Annotated in this window: 16 protein-coding genes and 1 other RNA gene; 13 read left to right on the forward strand and 4 right to left on the reverse strand. The window is 67.1% G+C overall.

Going from position 1 to position 18,820, the window contains the following annotated elements; genetic code table 11:
• Positions 1 to 74: 74 nt before the first annotated feature.
• The 10 genes from zipA to QE444_RS12505 all read left to right on the forward strand — a co-directional run bounded on the left by zipA (position 75) and on the right by QE444_RS12505 (position 11,692).
• Positions 75 to 974: a cell division protein ZipA gene (gene zipA / locus QE444_RS12460; protein ID WP_273861674.1), complete on the forward strand. Its 900-nt coding sequence runs from the start codon at positions 75 to 77 to the stop codon at positions 972 to 974.
• Between the two features lie 114 nt (positions 975 to 1,088).
• A complete protein-coding gene (gene ligA, locus QE444_RS12465) occupies positions 1,089 to 3,473 on the forward strand; it encodes an NAD-dependent DNA ligase LigA (protein WP_309738818.1) in 2,385 nt (794 codons plus the stop codon).
• Between the two features lie 286 nt (positions 3,474 to 3,759).
• Positions 3,760 to 3,856: signal recognition particle sRNA small type (gene ffs / locus QE444_RS12470), an RNA gene on the forward strand.
• Positions 3,857 to 4,042: 186 nt separating this feature from the next.
• Complete coding sequence (locus tag QE444_RS12475; protein ID WP_273861676.1) at positions 4,043 to 4,324, forward strand: hypothetical protein; 282 nt, start codon at positions 4,043 to 4,045, stop codon at positions 4,322 to 4,324.
• A 178-nt stretch (positions 4,325 to 4,502) separates the two neighbouring features.
• The gene (gene dnaX / locus QE444_RS12480) at positions 4,503 to 6,494 is read left to right on the forward strand and encodes a DNA polymerase III subunit gamma/tau (RefSeq protein WP_273861677.1); all 1,992 of its coding nucleotides are present in this window, start codon (positions 4,503 to 4,505) and stop codon (positions 6,492 to 6,494) included.
• 33 nt (positions 6,495 to 6,527) lie between these two features.
• The gene (locus QE444_RS12485; protein ID WP_007162246.1) at positions 6,528 to 6,854 is read left to right on the forward strand and encodes a YbaB/EbfC family nucleoid-associated protein; all 327 of its coding nucleotides are present in this window, start codon (positions 6,528 to 6,530) and stop codon (positions 6,852 to 6,854) included.
• A gap of 206 nt (positions 6,855 to 7,060) precedes the next feature.
• Positions 7,061 to 7,660 (forward strand): recombination mediator RecR, encoded by a 600-nt coding sequence (gene recR, locus QE444_RS12490; RefSeq protein ID WP_309738828.1) that lies wholly within the window; start codon positions 7,061 to 7,063, stop codon positions 7,658 to 7,660.
• Between the two features lie 98 nt (positions 7,661 to 7,758).
• Positions 7,759 to 8,268, forward strand: a complete 510-nt coding sequence (locus QE444_RS12495) for a sigma-70 family RNA polymerase sigma factor (protein WP_273861678.1) — start codon at positions 7,759 to 7,761, stop codon at positions 8,266 to 8,268.
• Positions 8,265 to 9,197, forward strand: coding sequence for a DUF4880 domain-containing protein (locus QE444_RS12500; protein ID WP_309738831.1), 933 nt, complete (start codon positions 8,265 to 8,267; stop codon positions 9,195 to 9,197). Before QE444_RS12495 ends, QE444_RS12500 begins: the two co-directional genes overlap by 4 nt.
• A 77-nt stretch (positions 9,198 to 9,274) precedes the next feature.
• A complete protein-coding gene (locus QE444_RS12505) occupies positions 9,275 to 11,692 on the forward strand; it encodes a TonB-dependent siderophore receptor (RefSeq protein ID WP_405046423.1) in 2,418 nt (805 codons plus the stop codon).
• A gap of 44 nt (positions 11,693 to 11,736) precedes the next feature.
• Here QE444_RS12505 and fnr read toward each other — a convergent pair whose 3' ends face one another.
• Both fnr and hemN read right to left on the reverse strand, forming a co-directional pair.
• On the reverse strand, positions 11,737 to 12,468 hold the full coding sequence (gene fnr / locus QE444_RS12510) for a fumarate/nitrate reduction transcriptional regulator Fnr (protein ID WP_007162251.1): 732 nt from the start codon (positions 12,466 to 12,468) through the stop codon (positions 11,737 to 11,739).
• Between the two features lie 63 nt (positions 12,469 to 12,531).
• Entirely contained in the window at positions 12,532 to 13,914 is a 1,383-nt protein-coding gene (gene hemN / locus QE444_RS12515; RefSeq protein ID WP_309738834.1) for an oxygen-independent coproporphyrinogen III oxidase, read from the reverse strand.
• A gap of 112 nt (positions 13,915 to 14,026) precedes the next feature.
• Between hemN and QE444_RS12520 the strand changes: the two genes are divergently transcribed.
• On the forward strand, positions 14,027 to 14,674 hold the full coding sequence (locus QE444_RS12520) for an alpha/beta family hydrolase (RefSeq protein WP_309738836.1): 648 nt from the start codon (positions 14,027 to 14,029) through the stop codon (positions 14,672 to 14,674).
• On the opposite strand, the gene QE444_RS12525 is transcribed toward QE444_RS12520, so the two are convergent.
• Complete coding sequence (locus QE444_RS12525) at positions 14,671 to 16,239, reverse strand: rhodanese-related sulfurtransferase (RefSeq protein WP_309738837.1); 1,569 nt, start codon at positions 16,237 to 16,239, stop codon at positions 14,671 to 14,673. The two genes, QE444_RS12520 and QE444_RS12525, sit on opposite strands and share 4 nt — an antisense overlap.
• Entirely contained in the window at positions 16,236 to 16,838 is a 603-nt protein-coding gene (locus QE444_RS12530) for a cysteine dioxygenase (RefSeq protein WP_273861682.1), read from the reverse strand. The genes QE444_RS12525 and QE444_RS12530 overlap by 4 nt, the downstream gene beginning before the upstream one ends.
• Before the next feature lie 251 nt (positions 16,839 to 17,089).
• On the opposite strand from QE444_RS12530, the gene QE444_RS12535 reads away from it, so the two are divergent.
• Together QE444_RS12535 and QE444_RS12540 are read left to right on the forward strand one after the other, a co-directional pair.
• Positions 17,090 to 17,869 carry a class II aldolase/adducin family protein gene (locus QE444_RS12535; protein WP_285388059.1) on the forward strand — a complete coding sequence of 260 codons (780 nt, stop codon included), beginning with the start codon at positions 17,090 to 17,092 and terminating at the stop codon, positions 17,867 to 17,869.
• Positions 17,866 to 18,819, forward strand: a complete 954-nt coding sequence (locus QE444_RS12540; protein WP_187979096.1) for an ABC transporter substrate-binding protein — start codon at positions 17,866 to 17,868, stop codon at positions 18,817 to 18,819. Before QE444_RS12535 ends, QE444_RS12540 begins: the two co-directional genes overlap by 4 nt.
• Position 18,820: the final 1 nt, after the last annotated feature.

Genomic DNA, 18,820 nt, shown 5'->3' on the forward strand with positions numbered 1-18,820 from the left:
CCTCGCAAGCGTCGACTTTCCAAAGTTTCCCGACGGGTGTCGGTCCATTATTTTCACAGGGGTATGTCTTTTTCATGGATATGGGTCTGCGCGAGTGGCTGATCATCATCGGCGTCATCGTCATCGCCGGTATTCTGTTCGATGGTTGGCGTCGCATGAGCGGCAAGGGCAAGCTCAAGTTCAAGCTTGACCAGTCGCTGAACAACCATCCGGAACACGAGGACGAGGATCCGGAAATCGTTGGCCCGACACGGGTGATAGAGCCCAAGGAGCCCTCCCTGGATGATCCGGGCGAGCCGACGCCACCGCGCTCCACCCAGCGCAAGCGCCGTGATGAACGCCGCGAAGAGCCCAGTGCCGACAGCTTCGACCTGTCCGCCAGCGATGAAAGCCTGGCAGGCCTGGCCGTCGATTCCGATGAAGTCGCCACCCGTGGTCGCGACAAGCCGCGCAAGGACAAGCCGCTGAGCAGCAAGGCACCCGAGCGCGAGCCGATCAGCGATCCCGTCGGCACGGGCAACAGCCAGGCGGCCATGGCGCCGGTGGACGAGGTGCTGGTGATCAACGTCATCTCCCGTGACGAGAAGGGCTTTTCCGGTCCAGCGCTGCTGCAGAGCATCCTGGAAAGCGGACTGCGCTTCGGCGACATGGATATCTTCCATCGTCACGAGAGCATGTCGGGCAATGGCGAGGTGCTGTTCTCCATGGCCAATGCCGTGCGTCCGGGCACCTTCGACCTGGATGCCATCGACGACTTCCATACCCCGGCGGTGAGCTTCTTCCTGGGTCTGCCCGGTCCGCGCCATCCCAAGCAGGCCTTCGACCTGATGGTGGCAGCGGCGCGCAAACTGTCGTCCGAGCTCAATGGCGAGCTGAAGGACGAGCAGCGCAGCGTCATGACCGCCCAGACCATCGAACACTATCGCCAGCGCATCGTCGATTTCGAGCGCAAGAGCCTGATGCTCAAGCGCTGATCGCGCCGGAGCGAACCAAGAGCAGCCTCGGCTGCTCTTTTTGTTTGTAAGTTTTGCCGCGGCGCCCTGGGTGCCGCCAGGGCCACCCCTGGGTGGCGACAGTGAGAGACCGCCATGACCGACGCCCAAGATGCCGTCAGCCGGATCGCCGCCCTGCGCAGCGAGATCGACGCCCACAACTACCGCTACTACGTGCTGGACGAGCCGAGCGTGCCCGATGCCGAGTACGACCGGCTGTTCGGCGAACTCAAGGCGCTGGAGGCCGAGCATCCCGAGTTGGTGACACCCGACTCGCCCACCCAGAGGGTGAGCGGCTCGGCCCTGGCCGCCTTTGGCACCATTCGCCATGAAGTACCCATGCTCAGCCTGGGCAACGCCTTCGCCGACGAGAACCTGCAGGATTTCGACCGCAGCGTGGGCAAGCGCCTGCGTGAGGAATTCGGCGAGACCGACTTCGCCGGACCGGATTCCGGTGTCGAGTACACCTGCGAGCCCAAGCTCGATGGGCTGGCGGTCAGTCTGCTGTACGAGAACGGCCTGTTGACCCGCGGCGCTACCCGCGGCGACGGTACCACCGGCGAAGACATCACCACCAATGTGCGCACCATCCGCAACGTCCCGCTGCGCTTGCAGGGCGAAGGGTGGCCGGCGGTGCTGGAGGTGCGTGGCGAGGTGTTCATGTCCCGTGCCGGTTTCGAGACGCTCAACGTCCGGGCCATGGAAAGCGGCGGCAAGACCTTCGCCAATCCGCGCAACGCCGCGGCCGGCAGTCTGCGCCAGCTGGATTCGCGGATCACCGCCCAGCGGCCGCTGGAGTTCTGCTGCTACGGTTTCGGGCGGGTCGAGGGCGGGACTCTGCCGGACACCCAGTACGACATTCTTCAGCAGCTCCGGGAGTGGGGCATTCCCATCAGTCGCGAACTGCGCAAGGTGCAGGGCGCTGAAGGTTGTCGGGCCTACTATCAGGACATCGGCCAGCGCCGCGATGCCCTGGCCTACGAGATCGATGGCGTGGTCTACAAGGTCAATCGACTCGACTGGCAGGGCGAGCTGGGTTTCCGCGCGCGGGAACCGCGCTGGGCGCTGGCGCACAAGTTTCCCGCCCGGGAAGAGCTGACCGAATTGCTCAATGTCGAATTCCAGGTGGGGCGTACCGGTGCCATCACCCCCGTGGCCCGGCTCAAGCCGGTGCAGGTGGCAGGCGTCACCGTGACCAACGCCACCCTGCACAACATGGACGAGATCGCCCGGCTGGGTGTGATGATCGGCGACAGCGTGATCGTGCGCCGCGCCGGCGATGTCATCCCGCAGATCATGCAGGTGGTGCCGGAGCGGCGACCGGCGGATGCCCGGCCGGTGGCGATCCCCACCCAGTGCCCGGTGTGCGGTTCGGCGGTGGAGCGTACCCAGCTGATCAAGCGCGGCAAGGGCAGGGAGTCGATCAGCGAAGGCGTGGTCTATCGCTGTGTCGGCCGCCTGGCCTGCCAGGCGCAACTCAAGCAGGCGATCATCCACTTCGCCTCGCGGCGCGCCATGGACATCGACGGTCTCGGCGATCGCATCGTCGAGCAACTGGTGGATCGCGACCTGGTGAAGTCGCCGGCCGATCTGTACACCCTGACCTACGAGCAGGTGGTCGCGCTGGAAGGCTTCGCCGAGGTGTCCAGTCGCAATCTGCTGGCGGCCATCGAAGCCAGCCGCCAGCCGGCGCTGGCCCGCTTCATCTTCGCCCTCGGCATCCCCGAAGTGGGCGAAGAGACCGCCAAGCGCCTGGCACGCGCCCTGGGCAGTCTGCAGCGCATTCGCGAGGCGCTGCCGGAGGTGCTGGTCTATCTGCCGGACATCGGACCGGAGGTGGCCTTCGAGATCCACAACTTCTTCCAGTCCGCGCACAACCGCGAGGTCCTGGAGGCGCTGCTGGCCAACGGCATCGCGCTGGCGGACGAGGGTGAGGTGCACGCCGAATTCTCCGGCTATGCCGCCTTCGCCGACTTCCTCGACCAGTTGCACATTCCCTCTCTGGGCAAGACCGGCGCCAAGACCCTGGCCGCTGCCTTTCCCAGCCTGGCGGCCCTGATCGAGGGCTCGCAGGACTGGCTGACCTTCAAGACCCTCGCCGGTCTCAACGAGCGGGCCAAGCAAGGGCTGCGTGAGTACTTCGCCGAGGCGGACAACGTCGCCCGGGCGCTGGCCATCGAGGCCCAGCTCAAGGCCTTCGGCATGCACTGGGAAAGCACCCGGCAGGCCGTGCAGGGCCTGCCGTTCGCCGGCCAGACCTGGGTGCTCACCGGAACGCTGGAGGCCATGAGTCGCGACGAGGCCAAGGAGCGCCTGGAGGCATTGGGCGCCAAGGTCTCGGGTTCGGTCTCGGCCAAGACCGCCGTGGTGGTCGCCGGTCCGGGGGCGGGGTCCAAGCTGACCAAGGCGAACGAGCTGGGAGTGAAGGTGCTGGACGAGGACGCCTTCCTGCAGATCCTCGAGGCCCAGGGCGTTCGCTAACGAGAGGAGCAAGCTCCGGTCGTGCGGACAATACCTGCGGCCGAGGCGGCTCGTCTTCACTGGATCTGGTACGGGTGGTCCTATCCTGGGGCCGCCTTGCTCAATACCCTTGTCTGGCTATCGCTAGCAAAAGGTCGTAGGCGTTTGATCCGGAGCGGGACAGTTTTGCCGTTCCAGGTATTATCCGTTGTCCCTTGGCGAACCTAAGTCCTTGTATGGCTTGCAACTTCGCCCCAACCGCGTAGAATGATGCACCTCACCTCAGGGTGAGGCGTTATGGTGGCTCTGTCGGTCCCCCCGCAACGATCAACCGTGAACCCGGTCAGGCCCGGAAGGGAGCAGCCGCAGCGGTGATGTCGTGTGCCGGGGTGTGGCTGGCGGGGCCACCTCCATTTCTGCCCCCCGCTTTTCCTCTTCCCGCTTTTCCCCTTCCTTTCCTGTCTCGCCTTACAGCGCTCGGCGAAGTACGCCACACGGCTTTCGTGATGAAATGCACTGTTTTGGTTCATGGCTCTGTGCCATCATGCGCACCGCACCATCATTACTGGACGAATGTCCAAGGATTCATCGTGAAGAACGGACTCGAAAGCGCAGGACGCGCCCTGAGCAATGGCCTCCATCCCTATCGTGTCGACTGCCGGCGCGACACCGAGGCGACGCTGGTCGCTCAGATCCACCACCCCTCCGAGCCCCTGCTGCTGATCAGGATCGACCTGACCAACGAGGAGGCAAGCAACCCCTTCAAAATGAACGCCATCGTGAGCCGCCTGCGCGGCCAGCTGGATGCCCTGGCAGCCTATGTTTCCAGCGTTGTCCTGGCCGACGGCGAAGACCACTGTCGACGTGCCTGAAACGGCTTTTTGCGTGCCGTTTTCCCTCCTGATCGCTTGAAAATGCGCCTGGCTGCCTCCATCTGGCAAGGTAGTCGCCGTCCGCGTGGCGGCGTCCCGATGCCACGCCGCGGGATGCAATCGCGGCCCCTCTTCGTTAGCATGTGCTCCCCCCACGTCTTCTCCTGATCAGGTCTCGATGAGTTACCAGGTTCTTGCGCGCAAATGGCGCCCGCGGTCGTTCCGCGAAATGGTCGGCCAGACCCATGTGCTCAAGGCGCTGATCAATGCGCTGGATAACGAGCGGCTGCACCATGCCTATCTGTTCACCGGCACCCGCGGGGTGGGCAAGACCACCATCGCGCGGATTTTGGCCAAGTGCCTGAATTGCGAAACCGGCGTCAGCTCGACGCCGTGCGGCAGCTGCTCGGTGTGCCGCGAGATCGATGAAGGCCGCTTCGTCGACCTCATCGAGGTGGACGCCGCCAGCCGCACCAAGGTGGAAGACACTCGCGAGCTGCTGGAGAACGTGCAGTACGCACCGTCCCGCGGTCGCTACAAGGTGTACCTCATCGACGAGGTGCACATGCTTTCCACCCACAGCTTCAACGCCCTGCTCAAGACGCTGGAAGAGCCACCGCCCCACGTCAAGTTCCTGCTCGCCACCACCGATCCGCAGAAGCTGCCGGTTACCATTCTCTCGCGCTGCCTGCAGTTCTCGCTGAAGAACATGCCGCCGGAGCGGGTCGTTGCCCACCTGCAGCAGGTGCTCGCCGCGGAAGGCATTCCCTTCGAGGACGATGCGCTCTGGCTGCTGGGTCGTGCGGCCGATGGCTCCATGCGCGATGCCATGAGCCTGACCGATCAGGCGATCGCCTTTGGCGAGGGCAAGGTGCTGGCCGCCGATGTGCGCGCCATGCTCGGGACCCTCGATCATGGCCAGGTCTATGACGTACTCCAGGCCTTGCTGGAAGGCGATGGTCGCGCCGTGCTGGACGCGGTTCGCCATCTGGCCGAGCAGGGCCCCGACTGGGGCGGGGTGCTGGCCGAGCTGCTCAATGTGCTGCACCGCGTGGCCATCGCCCAGGTGCTGCCCGATGCGGTGGACAACGGCCAGGGCGATCGCGAGCGGGTGCTGAGCCTGGCGCAGACGCTGCCGGCGGAGGATGTCCAGTACTACTACCAGCTGGGTCTGGTTGGCCGGCGCGATCTGCCGCTGGCTCCGGAGCCGCGCCATGGCTTCGAGATGGTCCTGCTGCGCATGTTGGCCTTCCGGCCTGCCGGCGCGGCGATTACCGAGCGACCGGCACTAAAGACGACGGGAGCCAGCCCGGCCACGGCTGACTCCAACCCCCGTCCGGTGGCCGCGGCGGTTCCGGTGGCCGCAACGCCTGCCCCCAGGCCTCAGGCAACCCCTGCGCCTGCTCCCGAGTCGTCACCTGCAAGTAATACCACCCCTATGGAAGTGCCGGTCGATCTTCCCTGGGAGGAGGCTGGGCAAGCAGAGGTCAAGGCGGCAGCGGCGCCAGCCCCCGCAGCGGTGATACAGGTCGCTGCGCCCGCCGCTCAGGCGGCGCCCAGCGCCGCGCCCACGCCACGGGTCGAGACGACGCCGGACGCCACGGTGATCGCCGAACTGCCGGCGGACACCGCTGGTGACGATCTGGATGGTGACGAAGAGCCGCCACCCGCCGAGGATTACTACGAGGTGGGGCTGGACGACTATCTCGACAGCCTCGGCGAGCCGACTGCCGAAGCGGTGGCCGCGGCGCCGGCGCCGGCGGTGCAACCGGCCACGGGCCTGGCAGCCGATTGGCAGGCGTTGTTCCCCGATCTCAAGCTGGGCGGACTGACCGCCAGTATCGCTGCCAACTGCACCCTGGTAGCCATGGACGGCGATCGCTGGCACCTGCATCTGGATCCGGCGCAGAGCGCCCTGTTCAATGCCAACCAGCAGCGCCGGCTCAACGATGCCCTGAACCAGCAGCAGGGACGCCCCATTACGCTCGAGGTCACCATCCAGACCCCCGAGCAGGAGACGCCCGCCCAGGCCGCCGCGCGGCGCCGGGCGGAGCGGCAGCGGCAGGCGGAGTTGTCGATCCAGGACGACCCGCTCATCCGCCAGATGATGCAACAGTTCGCCGCCACGGTGCGCGCGGGTACCATCGAGCCGGTCGACACCCAAGCCTGACCGGTTTTCCATTCATAGTTCGAGGTAGCAGACATGATGAAAGGTGGCATGGCCGGCCTGATGAAGCAGGCCCAGCAGATGCAGGAAAAGATGCAGAAGATGCAGGAAGAGCTGGCAAACGCCGAAGTGACCGGTCAATCCGGCGCCGGCCTGGTCAGCGTCGTCATGACCGGCCGACACGACGTCAAGCGCGTCAGCCTGGACGACAGCCTGATGCAGGAAGACAAGGAAATCCTCGAAGACCTGATCGCCGCCGCGGTGAACGACGCCGTGCGCAAGATCGAGCAGAACAGCCAGGACAAGATGTCCGGCATGACCTCCGGGATGCAGCTGCCGCCCGGCTTCAAGATGCCTTTCTAGGTTGTGTATAAAAAGTCGCCGAGCGAAGGTCAGGCGAGGCGAAAAAGGCTGAGGAAGCGGAGTTTACGAGTGGTAAATGAGCATTCCGAAGCCTTTTTCAACGAAGCATCACCGATGCGCAGGCACTTTTGATACAGAACCCAAGACGCTCCAGCTGCGGGTGTCCGTCGGGCGCCCGTTTCTCCCGCCTTCCAGTACGGTAGTCCATGAGCTTCAGTCCCCTGATTCGCCAATTGATCGATGCGCTCCGGGTCCTGCCCGGGGTCGGCCAGAAGTCCGCCCAGCGCATGGCCCTGCAACTGCTCGAACGCGAACGCCCGGGTGGCCAGCGCCTGGCCAGTGCCCTCAGCGCCGCCATGGAAGGGGTCGGGTACTGCCAGCGCTGCCGCACCCTGAGCGAAGACGAGATCTGCGGCTTCTGCGCCGACAGCCGCCGTGACGACAGCATCCTCTGTGTGGTGGAAGGCCCCATGGATGTCTTCGCCGTGGAGCAGACCGGCTATCGCGGACGCTACTTCGTGCTCAAGGGGCACCTGTCGCCCATTGACGGCCTGGGTCCGGACGCCATCGGCGTACCCGAGCTCGAACGGCGTGTCAGCGAGGGCGGTTTCCAGGAAATGATCATCGCCACCAATCCCACGGTGGAAGGCGAGGCGACCGCCTACTACATCGCCCAGCTGCTGGCGCCCAAGGGCCTGACCATTTCCCGCATCGCCCACGGCGTGCCCCTGGGTGGCGAACTGGACCTGGTCGATGGCGGTACCCTGACCCACGCCTTTGCCGGGCGCAAGCCGATAGCGCTCTAGCACTGCGCTGTCCCGTCGCTGCGAGACGGCGATAGGCCTGTATCTTGTGATCGAGAAGCATTATCATTATCGGAAGTCAGCTGCTTCCGAGGATGGTGATGCAGACGCTCGAGTCCGACCGGCACGGACATATCCGGACCCTCTACCTGGACCACCATGGCTGGCTGCGCGAGCGGCTGCAGCGGCGGCTGGGTTGCCTGGGGCAGGCGGCCGATCTGGCTCAGGACACCTTCGTGCGGCTTCTGGCCCGGGAAGCCGAGCTGGAACGCCTGCGTGAACCCCGTGCCTTCCTGGCGACCGTCGCCCAGGGCCTGCTGGCCAATCACTGGCGGCGCCAGGCCCTGGAGCGCGCCTATCTCGACGCGCTCGCCGCGCAACCGCAGGCCGTGCAGCCTTCGCCGGAAGCCCAGGCCCTGATCCTGGAAACCCTCACCGAACTCGATGCGCTGCTCGACCGCCTGCCCGGCCGGGTGCGCCAGACCTTCTTGCTGGCGCAACTGGAGGGGCTCACCTATGGCGTCATCGCCGAGCGGCTGGGCGTGTCGGAGCGGATGATCAAGAAGTACATGGCCCAGGCCATGCTGCACTGCCTGGAACTGGTGTCTTGAGCGCGCTGACGCCCGGTCGTGGCGGACCTCTGGAGGAGGCGGCGGTGTGGTTCGCCGAACTGGCTGCCGACGAGGTGGACCCCGTTACCGAGCGGGCCTGGGAACGCTGGTTGCAGGCGGATAGCCGCAACGCCGTGGCCTGGGCGCGGGTGGAGGAAATCAGTGCGCGCTTCACCGGTCTGCCTGCGTCCGGGCGAATGGCCCTGGCGCGGCGCGAGTCCCTGGGACGGCGCCGGGCGCTCAAGGTGCTGGGATTGGCCCTGGGTGGTCTGGCGCTGGGCTGGGCGCGGCCGGACGACTGGCGGCTGGGGCAGGGCGCCGACCTGAGCACGGCGGTCGGCGAGATCCGTGCCTTCGACCTGGCCGCCGGGGTGCACGTCTGGCTCAACACCGACAGCCAACTCGCGCGCGGGGCCACGGCGGATCACTGGCGCTTGCTGCGCGGCGAGGCGCTGTTCGAAAGCCGCGGGGGGACGGCTCCCATGGTGCTGGAGGCGACGCCAGGCCGGGTGCGCTTCTTGGCGGGTTGCTGCGCGGTCCAGGCGCGTGACGAGGGATTGGAGGTAGCAGCCTATCGTGGGGCTCTGCAGCTGCTGCCACGCCAGGCCCGGCCCGAGAGCCTGGCGCAAGGAGCCCGGGCGCTGATGACGGCTACCGCCGTACAGCCGCTAGGCCCGGTCGATCCGGGGCGGCAACTCTGGCGCCAGGGGCGGCTGGTGGTCGACGACTGGTCGCTGGCGGCGCTGGTGGCGGAGCTGGGTCGCTATCGACCGGGCCTGCTGACCTGCACCGCCACGGTGGCCCACTTGCGGGTAGTCGGCAGCTATCCGCTGGCGGATACCGACCGCGCGCTGGCGGCCCTGGCCGACAGCCTGCCGGTACGGGTGGAACGGCGCCTGCCCTGGTGGGTGCAGATCGTGCCCGCCTGAAAAAATATGGCGCGGGTGGTTCCCCTTTTTCGCGCTCGCGGGGCTTGGGGGAAACGATCTCCGTTTCGAGGCCCTCCATGCATCGCGATACCCGTTTCATCCTGCATCCGCTGCGCTGCGCCCTGCGCGTCTTCGCCCTGACCATGCCATTGGGCATCACCGGCCTGGCCATGTCCCCGGGCCTGGCCCAGGCGGCGCCCCTGGCGCAGGAATACCGCATCGAGGCGGGCAGTCTGGCCACGGTGGTGAGCACCTTCGCCGCCCAGAGCGGCGTACTGCTGTCGGCCCCCGCCCAGGGGCTGGAAGATCGGCGCAGTCCGGGGCTGCAGGGCCGCTACACACCGGCCGACGGCTTCCAGCAGATTCTCCAGGGCAGTGGCCTGCAGGCGGTGCGGCAGACCGATGGCAGTTATCGCCTGGAGTCGGCGACCGCGACCGGAGTGACCTCCCTGAGTGACACCACGGTGACCGGCTTCGCCCTGGGCAATGCCCTGGGCGAGACCGATGGCTACCTGGCGACCCATAGCGACGTGGCCACCAAGACCAGCAAGGGCCTGCTGGAAACCTCCCAGTCGGTCTCGGTGGTGACCCGCGAGCAGATCGATGACCAGGGTGCCAAGACCGTGCAGCAGGCCATTAGGTACACCCCGGGCATCTTCACCGGCCAGATCGGCGCCTCCAATCGCTACGACTACGTGGTGATGCGCGGCTTCGCCGACAACAGCGTCGATAATGTCTTTCTCGACGGCCTCAAGACCATGGGCGACAGCGGCACCTTCAGCTCGCTGCAGGTCGATCCCTATTTCCTCGAGCGCATCGACGTGGTGAAGGGGCCGGCGTCGGTGCTCTATGGCCGCAGCCTGCCGGGCGGTCTGGTGGCCCTGACCAGCAAGAAGCCGCTGTACCAGCCCTATCATCAGGTCCAGGCCACCCTGGGCAATCTCGGCCAGCATGGCGCCGGCTTCGATTTCGGCGGTCCGCTGGACGAGGAGGGGCGCATCGCCTATCGCCTGGTGGGTCTGGCGCAGCACAGCGACACCCAGTTCGACCATGTGGAAGAAGAGCGTTACGCCCTGGCGCCCAGCCTGGCCATCGACCTGAGCGACGATACCACCCTGACCCTTCAGGCCTATCTGCAAAAGGACCCGGATGGCGGCTACCACAGTGGCGTACCAGCCGAAGGCAGCCTCTATCGCCGCAATGGCCGCTACATCAGCAACCACTTTTTCGACGGCGAACCCGACCACGACAAATTCGAACGCACCCAGCAGATGGTTGGCTATCAGTTCGAGCACAGATTCAACGACGTCTGGAGCGCGCGGCAGAACTTCCGCTACGCCAAGTCGCGGGTCGAGCTGGAGCAGGTCTATGGCTACGGCTATGTTGGCGACAGCAACCTGCTCAATCGCTATTACTCCGGCGGCCGCGAGAACCTGCACGCCTATACCCTGGACAATCTGGTGCAGGCGGACTTCGACTGGGCCGGCAGCCGCCATACCCTGCTCGCCGGACTGGATTACCAGCGTCGCTGGACCCATGTGGATTGGCCCAGCGGCACGGCGGATGCCCTGGACGCCTTCGCGCCGAACTACGGTGGCCAGGTGACTATCTCCCCCGGCAGCGAGTACCGTCGCGAACTGCAGCAAACCGGCGTCTACCTGCAGGATCTCATCGAGCTGGATCGCTGGCGCTTTTCCCTGGGTCTACGCCAGGACTGGGTGGAAATCGGCATCGAGGATCGCCTGGCGGGCACCCGCAGCAGTGCGCGCCGTGGCCAGGCCAGCGGCCGTGCCGGAGCGCTCTATCTGTTCGACAACGGCCTGGCGCCCTACCTGAGCTATTCCACCTCCTTCAATCCCAACGCCTACAACGACGCCGCGGGCAATCCCCTGGAGCCCACCGAGGGCAAGCAGTGGGAGCTGGGCCTTAAGTACCAGCCGCCGGGCAGCGCCAGCTTCTATACCGCCTCGCTGTTCCATATCACCCAGGAAAACGTGGCGACCAAGCTGCCCCAGGAGGACTTCTATTCCTCGGTGGGCGAGATTCGCTCGCGTGGCCTGGAGCTGGAGGGCCATCTGCAGCTGGCCGAGCGCCTCAAGCTGCTGGGCAGCTACACCTTCACCGACATCGAGTACACCCAGGCGCTGGATGGCACCCAGGGCAACACGCCGAACCAGGCGCCTCGGCACCAGGCGTCGCTGTGGGGTGAGTACGAGCTGGCTGGACCGCTGGCAGGGTTCAGCATCGGCGCCGGCGCACGCTACGTGGGCACCAGTTGGGCGGACAAGGCCAACACTCGCAAGGTGCCGGCCTACACCCTGGTGGACGCCATGCTCGCCTATGACTTCACCCGTCTGGGGTTGCCGGGGCTGACCGCGCGGGTCAATGCCAACAACCTCATGGGCAAGGACTATGTGGCGTCCTGCTACAGCCTGGACTTCTGCTATTTCGGGGAGGAGCGCAACGTGACCGCGACGGTCAGCTACAGCTTCTAGACGGGCCGGGCGCCTGCCGCTGACTGAGCGGCAGGCGCCAGCCGTCAGCCTTCCAGCTGACCGCCCGCAAGGGCGCAGAGGCGGGCGGAGTCGAGGATGCGTACTTCCTTGCCCTCGGCCGCCAGCACACCGCTCTGCTGGAAGCGGGTGAACACCCGCGACACGGTTTCCACCGCCAGGCCGAGGAAGTTGCCGATCTCGTTGCGCGACATGCTCAGGCGGAATTGCTGGGCGGAAAAGCCGCGGGCATGGAAGCGCGCGGAGAGATTGACCAGGAAGGTGGCGATGCGCTCGTCGGCACTCTTCTTCGACAGCAGCACCATCATCTGCTGGTCGTCGCGGATCTCCCGGCTCATCACCCGCAGCAGCTGGCGGCGCAGTTGCGGCAGCTGTTCGGAGAGTTCATCCAGGCGCTCGAAGGGGATCTCGCAGACGGTGGTGGTCTCCAGCGCCCGGGCCGAGACCGGATAGCGCTCGGTGTCCATGCCCGACAGGCCGACCAGTTCGCTGGGCAGGTGGAAGCCGGTGATCTGCTCCTCCCCGGCATCGCTCAGGCTGCTGGTGCGCAGGGCGCCGGAGCGCACCGCATAGACCGAGCCGAAGGTATCGCCCTGGCGGAACAGGTGGTCACCCTTGGCCAGCGGCCGGCCGCGCTTGACGATCTGGTCAAGGGCATCCAGGTCTTTCAGATCGAGCGACAGCGGCAGGCACAGCGAGGCGAGGCTGCAATCCTTGCAATGGGCCTGGGCGTTGCGCAGCTTGAGGGGCTCGGTCATGGGGGAAGATCGCTTCTCGTCTGGTTCCAAAAGTCTAACTTTAGCAGTGGTGGCAGGCATGGGTCATATCACCTGGGAAAAGCGCTGCTTGTCATGGTCCGCCAGGTAGCGGTCGAACAGCATGCACAGGGCACGGATCAGCAGGCGGCCCGGCGCCAGCACCTGCACGCCGCGGGCATCGAGACGGATCAGGCCGTCGGCGGCCATGGCTTCCAGGTGCGGCCAGGCATCGGCGAAGTACTGGCGGAAATCCAGTTCGCAGCTGCGCTCGATGGCGGCGAAATCCAGCTGGAAATGGCAGATCAGCTGGGCGATCACCGCGCCGCGGATGCGATCGTCCCGCGAGCGACGCAGGCCGCGGGCCACCGCCAGTTCGCCCTGGCCCAGGCGTGCCTGGTAGCGGGCGAGGTCCGGGGTGTTCTGGCAGAGCACCTCGCCCACCTGGCTGATGGCGGAGACGCCCAGGCCGAGCAGGTCGCAATGGCCGTGGGTGGTGTAGCCCTGGAAGTTGCGCTGCAGGGTGCCGTCTTCCTGGGCGATGGCCAGGTCGTCGTCGGGCAGGGCGAAGTGATCCATGCCGATGTAGCGATAACCCGCGGCCAGCAGCTGTTCCACGGTGCGCTGCAGCATCTCCAGCTTGGCCGCGGGGTCCGGCAGTTCGCTGGCTTCGATGCGCCGCTGCGGCGGAAAGCGCTGCGGCAGATGGGCGTAGTTGAACACCGACAGCCGATGCGGCTGCAATTCCAGTACCCGCTCCACGGTGTGGGCGAAGCTGGCCGGGGTCTGTCGTGGCAGCCCGTAGATGAGGTCCAGGTTGATGGATCGATAGTCGAGGGCACGGGCGGCTTCCACCAGGGTGCGGGTGTCGTCGAAGGGCTGCAGGCGATTGATCGCCAGCTGCACCTGCAGGTCGAGGTCCTGGACGCCGAAGCTGACGCGGTTGAAGCCCAGCTCGCGGAGCAGGCCCATGGTGCTCCAGTCGGCCTCGCGCGGATCGATCTCGATGGAGTAGTCGCCGCGATCGTCGTCGGCCAGGGTGAAGTGGCGGCGCAGGTCGGCCATCAGCTCGCGCAGCTGCATGGGATTGAGAAAGGTCGGGGTGCCGCCGCCGAGGTGCAGTTGTTCCACCCGCTGCCTGCCATCCAGGTGCCGGCTGGTGAGGATCATCTCCTGGCGCAGGGCGTGGAGGTAGGCAACGCTGCGGCTGCGGTCCTTGGTAATGACCTTGTTGCAGGCGCAGTAGTAGCAGATGTTGGCGCAGAAGGGCACGTGCAGGTAAAGCGACAGCGGGCGTCCGGCCTGGCGGCTCAGGCGCAGGGCGCCGAGCAGGTCGAAGGGGCCGATGCCGTCGTGGAATTGCACGGCGGTGGGGTAGGAGGTGTAGCGGGGGCCGGCGCGATCGTAGCGGGCGATGAGGTCGGCGTCCCAGGCGAGGGCGGCTGTCATGCCGGGCTCCAGTGGTTTCGAGGCGCCCAGTGTGAGGGGCGGGCTCCGGGCTTTATTGATCCAGATCAATAAAGCCCGGGTTAAGCTCTGGCGTTTGGACGAGGAGTGGCCCATGGCAGACGAGTTGTACCTCGACAGCTTTCGCGAATGCCGACCCGCGGGTGAGCCCTTGGCGACCCTGTTGCTGGCCCATGGGGCAGGGGCGGGGATGGACAGCCCCTTCCTGCAGCAACTGGCCGAGGCGCTGGCCCGGTGCGAGATCCGGACCCTGAGATTCGACTTTCCCTACATGGCGCGAGCATGCGCCGAGGGCAAACGGCGCCCGCCGAATCCGGCCCCGGTCCTGCTGGAGCACTGGCGGGCCATAATCGCCACCTGGCGCGCGGCGGAAAGCGGACCGCTGTGGCTGGCGGGCAAGTCCATGGGCGGGCGGATGGCCAGTCTGCTGGCTGATGAACTGGGCGCGGCGGGCCTCATCTGCCTAGGCTATCCCTTCCACCCGGCGGGCAAGCCCGAACGGCTGCGCACCGACCACCTGGCGACCCTGGCAACACCGACGCTGATCGTCCAGGGCGAGCGGGATGCCTTGGGCTCGCGGGAGGAGGTGGCGGGCTATGCCCTGGCGCCAAGCATCGAGGTGCAGTGGCTCGCCACCGCGGACCATGATCTCAAGCCGCTCAAGCGCAGCGGCCTGAGCCATTCCCAGGCGCTGGTGGAGACGGCGGCCTGGGTGGCGGCCTTTGTGGGGACCAGCGGCTAGATGACCCGGAAGCCGCTGGTGCCATCCCGCCGCAACTGCTCGACCAGGCCGAATTCCCAGTCCAGGTAGGCCTGCATGGCCGCGCGCGGGGCGTCGGTGCCCTCGTAGGGGCGTCGGTAGCGATCGCGCCGGGTCGACAGCAGCCGCGTCTCGCCACCTTCCACCGGCAGGCCGGCGGCCAGCCAGGCCGCGGTGCCGCCCTCCAGCAGCAGGACCGGCCGGTCGGTGGTGGCCTGGACGTCGAGGGCGGCGAAGGCGGCCAGTTGGCCACTGCCACAGGTGAAGACATAGCGCTCGGCGGGTGGCAGCGCTGCCGGCAGATCGGCGCGCAGCACCCAGGCCGCGCCCGGGATGTGCCTCTGCACATAGTTGGCGCTGGCGGTGACATCCACCACCAGGGTGCCCGGCTCGGCCAGCCATTCCTGCAGCCGCCTCACCGAGATGCGCTCCACCGGCCCCGCCGTGGGCGCCGGTGCCTGCCAGGGGCCAGTGGCGCTCAGGGCGCCGGGCGGGATGGCGTCGACCACCGCCACCGTCCAGCCCATCTGTGCCAGCCAGGAGGCGCTCATGTTGGCGCGCACGCCGTCGTCGTCCACCAGCGCCAGGCGGGCGCCACGCACCGGGGCGCTGTGATCGGTCTCCTGGACCAGCTGGCCACCCGGTGTCGAGCGGGCGCCGGGCAGGTGGCCGGCGGCGAATTCCTCGGGGGGGCGCACATCGATCAGGTAGTTCGTGCGCTGGGCGTCGTTGCGCCAGGCTGCCAGTTCGCTGAAGGGCAGGCGGGCGACGCCGGCGCGATCGGCGACCTGGCGGGCGCGGGTCGCGGCGGTAGCCCGGGTCGCCGGACTCACCGCACCGAAGCGGCGTTGCTGGCCATGTTCCAGGGTCTGGCCGGCCAGGGTCCAGCCGATGGTGCCATTGCGCAGGGCGGCCACCGGATTCGGAATGCCGGCGTTGATCAGCGACTGGGCGCCGATCAGGCTGCGGGTACGGCCGGCGCAATTGACGATGACCCGGGTCCGCGGATCAGGTGCCAGTTCGGCCACCCGTAGCACCAGTTCGGCACCCGGCACGCTGATACCGCCAGGAATGCTCATGGTCTGGTATTCCTCGAAACGGCGGGCGTCGAGGATCACCAGATCGGCGTCCTGATCCAGCAGCGCCCTGACCTCCTCGGCGGGCAGCGAAGGGGTATGGCGCCGGGCTTCCACCAGTTCGCCAAAGGCCTTGCTCGGCACGTTGACGTCGATGAAGAGTTCGCCGCCGCTGGCGCGCCAGCCCGCCAGGCCACCTTCGAGCAGGGCCACGTCGGTGTAGCCCAGGGCGCGTAGGCGTTCGGCCGCGCGTTCCGCCAGACCCTCGCCATTGTCGTAAAGGGTAATGGCCACGTCGCGCCGCGGCAGCCGCGACCAGGCCTCCAGCTCCAGGCGCGACAACGGCAGATTGGCGGCCCACAGCGGATGGCCGGCGGCAAAGGGGTCTTCCTCGCGGACGTCGAGCAGGGCGACTTCGGTGCCGGCGAGCAGGGCCTGGCGGATGTCCTCGGCGGTGCGGATGGCGGTCATGGTGTGGCGGTCTCCTGGGACAGGTCCCACAGGTTGGGCAGCTGGCGATTGGTGTAGCCGGAGATGAAGGGCTTTTCCTGGCCATCCGCGGCATAGACGGCGCGGCGCACGGCGCCGATGTTGCCGCCATAGACGTGGATGCTTATGGAGGTGCGGTCGGCATAGGCGTTGCTGACCTGGTGGATGTCGCCCACCCGCGGCGAGACCGCTTCCACCTGGCCCGGCTCCAGGCGCACGGGCGCGCCTTCCGGCAGCAGGCGGCCGGCGGGGTCGCGGGCGAAGCCCTGGGCGATCTCGGCGCCGCGCAGCATGCCGATCAGGCCCCAGGTGCGGTGGTCATGCACCGGCGTGGCCTGGCCCGGACCCCAGACGAAACTCACCACCGAGAAGCGCTGGCGGGCATCGGCATGCAGCAGGTACTGGCTGTAGCGCTCGGGGCGGGGCAGGGCGCAGTCCTCGGGCAGCCAGTCGTCATGGCGCACCAGCTCGCCGAGCAGGGCGGCGCCGCGCTGCAGCAGCTGCGCTTCGGCAGGGTGTTCGTCGACCAGGGTGGCGAGGTCATGCAGGAACAGGCGCAGGCGGTCGAGCCTAGGGATCATGGCGAGCTCCACGGAGACGGCGGGTGGACAATGATCGCCATTAAAGCAAGGTCAGGGCCCAGCGCCTTAGATCGATTGGTTCTGTACTGAAAACAAGTTTTCGCATATTTATCTATTTTTGTTATCCAAAATGAGCATATTAGGTTATGCGCAATCGATATTTCCGTCTGGGTGACTCACAACGTTAGGTTCTAAGCAGACCAGGGCAACGCCCGTCGCCCTGGCGCCTCTTCTGCTTTCGGAGCCGCTGCATGACCGCCTTCCAGAACGCCCTCGCCAGCGTCCGCGCCCAGGTATCCGCCGCCGAATGGGAGGCGCGGGTCAAGCTCGCCGCCGCCTATCGCCTGGCTGCCCGCGAACGCTGGACCGACCATATCTACACCCACTTCTCGCTACGGGTGCCGGGCCCGGAAGCGCACTTCCTGATCAATCCCTTCGGCCAGACCTTCGACGAGATCACCGCCTCTTCGCTGGTAAAGGTGGACCTCGATGGCGAAATCGTCCTCGACCCCACCGGGCTCGGCATCAACCCGGCCGGCTACGTGATCCACAGCGCCATCCACCGTGCCCAGCCGGACCTCCATGCGGTGCTGCACACCCACACGGCCGCGGGCATCGGCGTCTCCGCTCAGCGCGGTGGGCTACTCATGCTTTCCCAGCACGCCATGAGGTTCTTCGGCCGCCTGGCCTATCACGGCTACGAGGGCGTGGCCCTGGATCTGGACGAGCAGAGTCGGCTGGTGGCCGACCTCGGGGCGCACCCGGCGATGATCCTCTGCAACCATGGGTTGCTGACCGTGGGCGCCAGTCTGGAAGAGGCCTTCTGGCACCTCTATTACCTGGAGCGTTCCTGCGCGGCGCAGCTGGCGGCCCAGAGCGGCGGTGCCGAGCTGGTGATCGCCGCGGACGCCGTGGCGCAGAAGGTCAGCGACCTCATCCCCGGCAACCTGGCGCGCGGCGCCCATGTCCGCCACTGGGAGGCGGCGGTACGCCAACTGGAGCGCCACGAGGGCCGGGAGTACGCGCAATGAGGCGCTTGCTTGCCACGCTGGGCCTGGCGCTGCTGCTGGGGCAGGCCCAGGCGGAGCCGGATCTCTCCGGGGTGACCCTGGTGCTGGGCGACCAGGCCCGCGGTCTGCGCGCCATGATGGAAGCCGCCGGTACCCTCGAAGGCGCGCCCTACCGCTACCGCTGGGCCAACTTCCAGGGCGCCGCGCCGCTGTTCGAGGCCCAGCGCGTCGGCGCGGTGGATACCTCCTATGCCGGCGACCTGCCGGTGCTGATGGCCGCGTCCGGCGGCGTGCCGCTCAAGCTCATCGCCACCAATGTCGGCTATCCCCAGGCCAACGGCCTGCTGGTACAGAAGGATTCGCCGATCCGTTCGGTCAAGGACCTCAAGGGGCGTACCGTGGTGGTGTCCTCGGCAAAGGGCAGCATCTCCCAGCATCTGCTGTATGCCGCCCTCGAAGAGGCTGGGGTCAGGCGCGACGAGGTGACGGTCAAGTTCGTGCTGCCCACCGATGCCAGCGCCGCCTTCAATGCCGGGCAGATCGACGCCTGGGCCACCTTCGATCCCTATCTCGGCATCGCCGAGCAGCACGGCGCCCGGCTGCTGCGCGATGGCCAGGGGCTGACCACCGCCCTGGGCTTTCTCACCGCCACCCCAGCGTCGCTGGAGGACCCGGCCAAGCGCGCCGCCATAGCCGATTTCGCCGGGCGCCTGGCCCAGGCGCGGGCCTGGGCGGTCGCTCATCCGCAGGATTATGCCCGGGTCTACGCCGAGCTGACGCGCCTGCCGGAAGGTGCCGCGGTGGCCATTTCCACCCGCACCTCCCGTGGCCTGCGTCCGGTGCAGCCGGCGGACGTCGCCGCGGTGCAGCAGGTGGCCGATCTCTTCAGCGAACTCCAGGTGCTGCCCAAACCGGTCGACGTCGCCGCCCTGGCCGATGCCAGTGTCTTTACCCAGGAAGCCAAACCATGAC

The sequence above is a fragment of the Pseudomonas sp. SORGH_AS_0199 genome (assembly GCF_031453735.1).
GTDB classification, from domain to species: Bacteria; Pseudomonadota; Gammaproteobacteria; order Pseudomonadales; family Pseudomonadaceae; genus Chryseomonas; species Chryseomonas aestiva.

Coding starts and splice junctions, on each gene's coding strand:
- recR (WP_309738828.1), top strand. CDS start 7,061: ATGAGCTTCAGTCCCCTGATTCGCCAATTGATCGATGCGCTCCGGGTC.
- QE444_RS12540 (WP_187979096.1), top strand. CDS start 17,866: ATGAGGCGCTTGCTTGCCACGCTGGGCCTGGCGCTGCTGCTGGGGCAG.
- ligA (WP_309738818.1), top strand. CDS start 1,089: ATGACCGACGCCCAAGATGCCGTCAGCCGGATCGCCGCCCTGCGCAGC.
- QE444_RS12520 (WP_309738836.1), top strand. CDS start 14,027: ATGGCAGACGAGTTGTACCTCGACAGCTTTCGCGAATGCCGACCCGCG.
- QE444_RS12495 (WP_273861678.1), top strand. CDS start 7,759: ATGCAGACGCTCGAGTCCGACCGGCACGGACATATCCGGACCCTCTAC.
- QE444_RS12505 (WP_405046423.1), top strand. CDS start 9,275: ATGCATCGCGATACCCGTTTCATCCTGCATCCGCTGCGCTGCGCCCTG.
- QE444_RS12485 (WP_007162246.1), top strand. CDS start 6,528: ATGATGAAAGGTGGCATGGCCGGCCTGATGAAGCAGGCCCAGCAGATG.
- dnaX (WP_273861677.1), top strand. CDS start 4,503: ATGAGTTACCAGGTTCTTGCGCGCAAATGGCGCCCGCGGTCGTTCCGC.
- fnr (WP_007162251.1), bottom strand. CDS start 12,468: ATGACCGAGCCCCTCAAGCTGCGCAACGCCCAGGCCCATTGCAAGGAT.
- QE444_RS12525 (WP_309738837.1), bottom strand. CDS start 16,239: ATGACCGCCATCCGCACCGCCGAGGACATCCGCCAGGCCCTGCTCGCC.
- zipA (WP_273861674.1), top strand. CDS start 75: ATGGATATGGGTCTGCGCGAGTGGCTGATCATCATCGGCGTCATCGTC.
- QE444_RS12535 (WP_285388059.1), top strand. CDS start 17,090: ATGACCGCCTTCCAGAACGCCCTCGCCAGCGTCCGCGCCCAGGTATCC.
- QE444_RS12530 (WP_273861682.1), bottom strand. CDS start 16,838: ATGATCCCTAGGCTCGACCGCCTGCGCCTGTTCCTGCATGACCTCGCC.
- hemN (WP_309738834.1), bottom strand. CDS start 13,914: ATGACAGCCGCCCTCGCCTGGGACGCCGACCTCATCGCCCGCTACGAT.